The organism is Fervidicola ferrireducens, from assembly GCF_001562425.1.
In the GTDB taxonomy this organism is placed as follows: Bacteria; Bacillota; Thermosediminibacteria; order Thermosediminibacterales; family Thermosediminibacteraceae; genus Fervidicola; species Fervidicola ferrireducens.
On sequence record NZ_LOED01000010.1, the window covers coordinates 58806 to 66275 of the forward strand.

Here is a 7470-nt window from a genome sequence, read left to right on the forward strand (position 1 = left end):
GGCGGGGTGCCCGGTTTAATTTAATATTTCTTCAGATACAAAATTAATTTGTGTTCTTCGGTCGAAATTGAAGTAATTTTGAGGTCATAGGGCAGGGGCGGCGGAGTGAAGGAAAGGTCGATGTTTTTGGTAAGGTCCTGAATTACTTCAGGGGGGAGAGTGACACCTTTAAATTCGACTTTGATGGGCTCAATCTTTATGCGGTTGTTGCTTAAAAGTTCCAGTCGGCACGTTACCGAGTATAATATCTGGCCTTGCGGACCTTTTTCGGACACGGTGATGCCTTCCGGACCGAAGGTGAAAAAGGCGTTTTTCAGTCTTTCGTTGCTCGCAAGCAGCTTTTCGGTTATGCTCCTGTCGGTGAATTCCGCCCTGGCTGTCAGCGTAAGGTAATTTACTTTCAGGTTGTCGGGGCTGATGCTGCTCCACGGGAGCGAAGAAAAATTCTTTAAAAGATAGTCCAGAGAAGGCAGGACTTCCTGCCAGTTTTTGCTGGTATTTTCCAGAAATGATGGGTTGTCGAGAATTTTTCTGGCGTTGATGAGTTCCTGCTCTTTTTTGGTTCTAGTATCCATGAGTTCTTGCAGGGTCTTTTTTGTCTGGTCCTCCAAGGCCCTAATTTCATTCTGTTTTTCCATAATGAAGGATTCCTCCTGTTTTTGCAGAAGAAATAGATTCCTGGTTTCGGAAATCACATTATTATAGTATTCTAGCAAAAACACGATGTTGTCGAACCGCCTTAAAAAATCCCCGACGTTTTCGGCGCCGACCAGCACCGAAAGAAAGGTTCCAATGCCGTTTTTGTAGCTGAAGACTATCCACCTTGCAAGTTTTTTCCTGTTTTCTCCCAACTTTACCGATAAGCGATTGATTTCGGAGCGCTTTAAGGCAAGTTCCTTTTCAAGTTCTTTTTTCTTTTCGGCAAGTTCGCCCAGCTTTAGATTTATGGCGTGGATTTTCGAATCCAGCCTTAAAATCTCTTCTATCAATTTCTGCTCGGATTCGTTTTGGGTTAGCACGGGTGGTGCTAAAAAGGCAAGAAGCGTGCGATTGAAGAAAAACGCTAAAAAAAACAGCGAAAGTAAAACCGCCAAAGCTTTACGTGCCATCAAAGATTCCCGACCTTCAGAAAAGATTTTCTTTACTAAAAATATTCTACACAATAAAAGATATTCCCTTTCTGCCTTAATTTATTTCCCGGGTTTATTGTATAATGGAATTGTGTAAAGAATCGAGTAAGAGGGGGACTGCTTTTATGAATCTAAGCGAAATAAAGAAAAACGCCCGGGAAAAGATGAAAGGCTACTGCAGGGTCTGCAAGGTATGCGACGGAGTAGCGTGTGCGGGGGAAGTGCCGGGGATGGGTGGTGCCGGCACCGGGGCTTCCTTCCGGGCCAACGTAGAGGCTCTCGCCAAAGTAAAGCTAAACATGAGAACCCTGCACGGAGCGAAAGACCCGGACATAAGCACGGAACTCTTTGGGAAAAAGCTTTCGATGCCGATACTTGCGGCACCTATTACCGGTTCCGATTACAACATGGGGGGCGCGGTGCCGGAAGAGGAGTTTATCAAAATGGTGATATCCGGCAGCAAAGCCGCCGGTACCTTGGGGATGTGCGGCGACTGAGGGAATCCGCTCTTTTACGATTCGGGCCTTAAAGCCATCGAAGGGGAAAACGGCCACGGGATAGCTATCATGAAACCCAGGGAAAATGAGGTTTTGCTGAAGATGGCCCAGAGGGCCAAAGGCATAGGTGCTGTGGCCGTGGGCATGGACGTGGACGGAGCGGGATTGGTGACCATGGCATTGATGGGGCAGCCGGTGGGGCCAAAGACCTTCGAAGAATTAAAGGATATCATATCCAAGGTTGACATGCCTTTTATAGTCAAGGGGATAATGACGGTGGATGAAGCAGAAATTGCCTATAAAGCCGGAGCTTCGGCCATAGTCGTTTCAAACCACGGAGGGCGGATCCTCGATTTCACGCCGGGAGTGGCGGAAGTTTTGCCGGCCGTAGCGGAAAAATTCAAGGGAAAGATTACAATTTTGGCCGACGGCGGCGTGAGGTCAGGAGTTGATGTGCTGAAGTACCTGGCTCTCGGCGCCGATGCGGTGCTGGTGGGAAGGCCCGTGATAATCGGCGCTTACGGCGGGGGGATGGAAGGAGTTAAGCTGGTCCTGGAAACCATGGCGAAGGAACTTTATCAGGCGATGATACTGACCGGCTGCAGGGATATATCTTCAATCGGTTCCCACATAATTTACAATTCCAATAGGTAACGAACGAGCCCGGCAACCTTCTCTGGTGCCGGGCCTTTATACATTAAATCTGAAGAAAATCACGTCCCCGTCCCTCACCACGTAATCCTTGCCTTCCAAACGCACAAGACCTTTTTCTTTTGCGGCCTGCTGGCTTTTGCACGCCATGAGGTCTTCGTAAGAGATAACTTCCGCCCTTATAAATCCCCGCTCGAAGTCACTGTGAATTTTTCCCGCCGCCTGAGGTGCTTTGGTGCCTTCCCGTATTGTCCAGGCCCTGACCTCTTTCGGACCGGCGGTGAAAAAGGTGATAAGGCCGAGGAGCCTATATCCCGCCCGGATGAGGCGATTGAGGCCCGGCTCTTCAAGTCCGTAAGCCGAAAGGAGTTCGTTTCTTTCCGCATCGTCAAGTGCAGCCAGCTCCGCCTCAATTTTGGCGCAGATTGAGATAACTTCGGCCCTTTCTTTTTGGGCGTATTCCATTACTTTTTTCACCATTTCATTTTCTTTGCCCGAGATGAGGTCGTCTTCCGATATATTGGCGACGTAGATTACCGGTTTTGAGGTGAGGAGGCTAAGCTGTTTTACGATTTTTGATTCTTCCTCATCAAGTGGTAAAGCCCTGGCGGGTAAATTGTTTTCCAGCGTCTCTTTCAGGCGCTCGAGCAACGAAAGCTCTTTTTGATACTGCTTGTCTCCCGATTTGGCCTGTTTTGCTACCTTATCCCGGCGCCTTTCCAAAGTTTCCAGGTCGGCAAAAATGAGCTCTAGGTTTATGGTTTCGATATCCCTTATCGGATCTACGCTGCCATCCACGTGGACCACGTTGGGATCTTCGAAACACCTGACCACGTGGGCTATTGCATCGACTTCGCGGATGTGGGAGAGAAATTTATTGCCGAGCCCTTCTCCGCGGCTTGCACCTCTTACAAGGCCCGCTATGTCTACGAACCTGATGGTGGCGGGCGTCACCTTTTGAGGATTTTCCAATTTTGCGAGTTCTTCCAGCCTGCGGTCCGGCACAGCTACAACTCCCACGTTGGGTTCTATGGTGCAGAAAGGATAATTGGCGCACTCGGCTCCGGCTTTGGTAATGGCGTTGAAAAGGGTGCTTTTGCCAACATTGGGCAATCCTACGATGCCTATCTCCATTTTAAGGCTCCTTTCAAGGGTTTTAGTCTCACTTTCTGTATTATACCAGCCTTAAACTGACCTGTAAACTAAAAAGCCCTATAGCAAGTCTGAAGGATTTTTTCCTCCGGCATAGAAATAAATAATAATCATTATAGAAAAAACTTTGATGGAGGTTGGAAATGAGGTATAAACTGGTAGTAACGGATTTGGACGGTACGCTGCTCGACGACAAAAAGAACGTATCCGAAGCTAACATGGAGGCTATAAAAAGGATAAGGGACTCGGGCATTTTATTTACCGTTGCTACGGGCCGGGGCGAAAGGGCGGCACGTCACTTTCTGGAGCTCCTGGAAATTGACATACCGGCCATTCTCTTTAACGGCGGTGAGATTTTCGATCGAGGAAAAGGCCCAGTATATTCGAAGTACCTGCCAAAGCCGATTTACAAACTCGTGATAGACCATTTCATCGAAAGTGAAGTCGGAATAGTTGCCTTCTGGCACGACAAAATTTTTATTGCCGACTTTAAGCCAGCCCACGAAATTTACCTGAACAGGGAAAAGGTGAAGTACGAAAAGGTGGATGACCTTAAGGACATAGATGTGGTAAATAAAGTGATATTGGTGGGTGACGTGGGTTACTCCATAAGAAAGATGAGGGAACTTGAAAAAAGGACGGGAATTAGCATAAATTACGTGCAGTCTGAAAAATTTTACCTCGAGGTTTTGCCGGATGGCGTTTCCAAAGGGGAAGGCTTAAGGCGGCTTTGCGATATTCTGGGGATTGAAAGGCAGAGCGTGGTGGCGATAGGAGACAACATGAACGACCTTTCGATGATCAATTTTGCCGGGCTGGGAGTTGCTGTAGCAAATGCTGAAGAACCTGTAAAAAATGCAGCAAAACTTGTGGTGCCTTCAAACAACGAGGACGGTGTTGCATATCTGTTGAACAAAATAGCAAAAGGCGAGATTTGATAAATAAAAAAAAGAAGGGGGCTTTTGGTTGGATAAAAATTTTTACAGAGTCACGGCCTATTTTTTGATCCTTGTGGTGGTTACGGGCCTTGCCGGTTGCGGCAATTTAGCTACATCGGAATCGGAAGTCCCGGTATCAAAGGTTTTGAAACCTGAAGGGGCGGTAGTGGAATTAACGATGAAGGGGGCGGAAGTCAAGAAGGCCACCGTCACCCTCGATAACGGCCAGGTAGATTATTTTGAAGGCGGTGAGCTTTTTTCTCCTGATTTTAAATGGGCCGCCTTTTCGGGAACCGAAAATGGCTTTGGACAGGGACTCTGGATATTTGCCTTGGATGGTTCCGATGCAAAGCTCATCGAAAAAATCCAGGGAGAAGATTTCGAAAGTGGAAACTACAGGCTATGGCTTTTGGGATGGGATAGCGGTGGTAGCTTGATATACGCTGTTTCGGGCAAGGAGGGCCTCGTTTTTAAGAAATTCGATCCGGAAAATAAAAAAGTAAAGGAAGTTGGCTGCCTGCCGCTGGAGGGCGGGTATTGGAGCCGCATGATTTTTAACCGCTACCAAAATTCGGTTTTCGTGGACCTAGTAAGTGAAATTTGGAAGGTAGATATGGCTAAAGAAACTGTATCCTGCCTGAAAAAGGGATTACCTTCTTATGATGGGCTATTTTATCCCAGGCTATCGCCCGTGGGAGATTATTTTGCCTACGAAAAGTACGAGCCGGACGTGCCGGGAGTATACGTGCTGGATACAAAAACCGGGGAGGAACGATTGCTGGCTGGGGATAATGGGGTTATTCGGTTTTCGCCCATCTGGTCTCCCGACGGTTTGCATCTGGCATACTATGTCGCCGCAAAGGACGAAGAGGGCAACTACGACCTGATAGAAGGAGAAAACTATCCCTATCCTATAGGGAATTTTTTAGAAATAGTAAATGTAAAAACCGGGGAATTGTTGAAGATAGAAATCCCCGGCAAAAAGGTAGGTTATGCGAGATGGAATTCCGATGGAACTTTCCTTATATTTAGCGCAATCTCGGAGGAAAAAGCCGAAGCGGCTGAAACAACCGGCCCCGGCACTCAGGATATAGAAAATATGCGCTGGGATAGCCTTTACATAGCCGATCTTGCCGGAAACGTCACCGAAGTTGCAAAAAGTCTGAAAGTCCCCCTGGTAAGTTATTTTGATAAAGAAAAAAGAGCCTTATATATAGCGGACAGAGATGTTCTCGCTTCAAAAGGGGAACTTTTTTACGTTTCTCCCGGACAGGGAAAAGAGGCGGTCAAAATCGATGGAATGAAAACTTGGATAATAAATGAAGAGACGATAAACGAGAGCAGCATACCAGAATATCAGGGAAAGCCGCTGGTTGCGGCTTACTTGCAGGATGGGACATTCAGAATTTACGCCTTAGAAGGGGAAAAAGCCGAAGAAGTGTTCTCAGAAAAAGGCAGCCTGTGGAAATACACCGTAGCGGGAGATTTTCTCGTGCTTTCGTACACCACGAAGGAGGGGCAGAAGGAAAGACTGGAATTTATAAAGCTGTGAATTTTAACGCCCTTAATTCTTCTTCTGTAAGTTCGCGCCATTCGCCGGGTTTCAGGCTTTCGTCTAGTTTGATGGGTCCCATTGAGAGGCGCTTCAGGTAAGTCACTTCTTTGCCCCTTGCTTTTACCATGCGTTTTATCTGGTGGAACTTTCCTTCGTAAACAGTGACGATGGCCGAAGAAACATCACCCGACTTCAGTATTTCAAGTTTTGCAGGGAGTGCCCTGTAATCCCCCAAAAAAATACCTTCTTTGAAGGCTTTTACATCATCTTCCCCTAAATGCCCCCGGACCTCGACGTAGTAAACCTTTTCCACTTTTTTTCGGGGCGAAAGCAGCCGGTGGGCGAGCTTCCCATCATCGGTAATGAGCAGGAGGCCTTCGGCGTCCTTGTCGAGCCTGCCGACCGGGAAAAGGTGCCGGTGGGAATATTCCCCATCGAGCAGGTCTATAACCGTGGTTTCCCGAAGGTCGCGGGTGGCCGAGATGACGCCTTTCGGTTTGTTCATCATTATGTAGACGTATTCTTTGAAGATTAGCGGTTCGCTAAAGACGCATATTAAATCGACGGCAGGGTCTACCGGTGTGGCGGCGTCGGTTGCAATCCTGCCGTTTATTGTTACATCGCCCTGCTTTATTATCTTTTTTACGTCTTTACGGCTGCCGTATCCCGACATGCTAAGGATTTTGTCAAGTCGCTCTTTTTTGCTGGCCATTTTGAAAACCTCGCTTTGTACTTTGCTGCAATATAATAATATCACTTCTTTAAAAAAATAAAAACCGAAAATAAAAAAAGCCCCGAACATTCGGGGCTTTCGTTTTCGGATTTAGTTGGAAAGGACTACTATCACTATCGGCAGGAAGAATATTATGATTATAATCGGTAAAAACCACCACCACCAGGTCTGAAGGCTGCTGAGGTCTGCCATCGTTTTACCCCCTTTCTTTAATCCTCACTACATAATATGTTTATGGGAATAGAAGGGGTACTGATGGTTTTTAAATTAATGAAAAAAATACACATAAAGTAATTATATGGCAAATATTCTCTATAAATGCTGAAGTGCCCGAACTTATCAGCATATTAATCGGGATGGCGGTTTAACATAAATAAAAAAGGATAAAGTTTTTAAGGGGGATTATAATTATGAGGACATTAAGACCTTTTATTGCAGGAATCGTGACGGCAGCCCTGGCTTATATCTTAAGTCCGAAAATAAGAAAGAAAGTAAAACCCGTGTTGGAAAGGGGCATTGAAAAGGGAAGGGAAAGGATGGTAAAAATTAGAATGAAGAATAGCGATGAAACTATTGAAGATGATTCGACGGGCGGACAAAGCTACGAGAGGGAACTGGAAAAATTAAAGGAAGAAAATAAAACCTATCTGGAAGAAATAAGAGAATTGAAAAATTTGGTAAGCAAGCTATTTGATGAAATTGCATCGCTGAAAGGGAAGGCAGTGTAAAATTTAAGTAGGTAGGAAAAGAAGGGAAAAGGCATAGAAACGTAGAAAAAAAGACCTCGCCACCCCAAACAACACCAAATCATAAA

6 protein-coding genes and 1 pseudogene are annotated in these 7470 nt (G+C 46.2%); 4 read left to right on the forward strand and 3 right to left on the reverse strand.

The features are described 5' to 3' along the window. Positions 1-20 precede the first annotated feature (20 nt). Positions 21-1109 (reverse strand): coiled-coil domain-containing protein, encoded by a 1089-nt coding sequence (locus tag AN618_RS05475; RefSeq protein WP_066353002.1) that lies wholly within the window; start codon positions 1107-1109, stop codon positions 21-23. 146 nt (positions 1110-1255) lie between these two features. Here AN618_RS05475 and AN618_RS13960 point away from each other — a divergent pair. Next, positions 1256-2281, forward strand: a pseudogene (locus tag AN618_RS13960) (alpha-hydroxy-acid oxidizing protein). 36 nt (positions 2282-2317) lie between these two features. On the opposite strand, the gene ychF reads toward AN618_RS13960, so the two are convergent. Continuing rightward, positions 2318-3412 (reverse strand): redox-regulated ATPase YchF, encoded by a 1095-nt coding sequence (ychF, locus tag AN618_RS05485; protein WP_066352985.1) that lies wholly within the window; start codon positions 3410-3412, stop codon positions 2318-2320. Between the two features lie 161 nt (positions 3413-3573). Between ychF and AN618_RS05490 the strand changes: the two genes are divergently transcribed. Together AN618_RS05490 and AN618_RS05495 are read left to right on the forward strand one after the other, a co-directional pair. Beyond that, positions 3574-4368, forward strand: a complete 795-nt coding sequence (locus AN618_RS05490; RefSeq protein ID WP_066352987.1) for a Cof-type HAD-IIB family hydrolase — start codon at positions 3574-3576, stop codon at positions 4366-4368. 28 nt (positions 4369-4396) lie between these two features. Then, on the forward strand, positions 4397-5920 hold the full coding sequence (locus AN618_RS05495) for a TolB family protein (protein ID WP_066352988.1): 1524 nt from the start codon (positions 4397-4399) through the stop codon (positions 5918-5920). On the opposite strand, the gene AN618_RS05500 is transcribed toward AN618_RS05495, so the two are convergent. After that, entirely contained in the window at positions 5907-6635 is a 729-nt protein-coding gene (locus tag AN618_RS05500; RefSeq protein ID WP_066353003.1) for a pseudouridine synthase, read from the reverse strand. The two genes, AN618_RS05495 and AN618_RS05500, sit on opposite strands and share 14 nt — an antisense overlap. Before the next feature lie 431 nt (positions 6636-7066). On the opposite strand from AN618_RS05500, the gene AN618_RS05505 reads away from it, so the two are divergent. Continuing rightward, the gene (locus tag AN618_RS05505; RefSeq protein ID WP_066352989.1) at positions 7067-7384 is read left to right on the forward strand and encodes a hypothetical protein; all 318 of its coding nucleotides are present in this window, start codon (positions 7067-7069) and stop codon (positions 7382-7384) included. Positions 7385-7470 lie beyond the last annotated feature (86 nt).